Origin of the sequence: Flagellimonas ochracea, from assembly GCF_009903685.1 — a bacterium.
GTDB lineage: Bacteria > Bacteroidota > Bacteroidia > Flavobacteriales > Flavobacteriaceae > Flagellimonas > Flagellimonas ochracea.
This window is the reverse complement of sequence record NZ_JAAABI010000052.1, coordinates 1-216: the sequence shown is the minus strand read 5'-3', so window position 1 is coordinate 216 and position 216 is coordinate 1. Positions and strand designations below refer to the sequence as shown.

The following is a 216-nucleotide window of genomic DNA, read 5'->3' as shown; positions in this document are numbered from 1 at the left end:
GTACCCTGAGCCAGGACCTTGACGGCACCTTTGCCACGGATGCGGAACTTGCCGCGCTGAACACGGACGACGCCGATGCGGACCCCACGAACGAACTCAACACGGCGGTCGGCCTGACGGGCACCTCGATAACGGTGACCGATGCCGGTGGTACCCTGAGCCAGGACCTTGACGGTACCTTTGCCACGGATGCCGAACTTGCAGCGCTGAACACGG

Annotated in this window: 1 protein-coding gene; it reads left to right on the top strand. The window is 63.9% G+C overall.

All coding sequences use genetic code 11. The features are described from left to right. Positions 1-216, top strand: a 216-nt coding sequence (locus GTQ34_RS17110; protein ID WP_208103926.1) for a hypothetical protein, incomplete at both ends; no start/stop codon positions are given.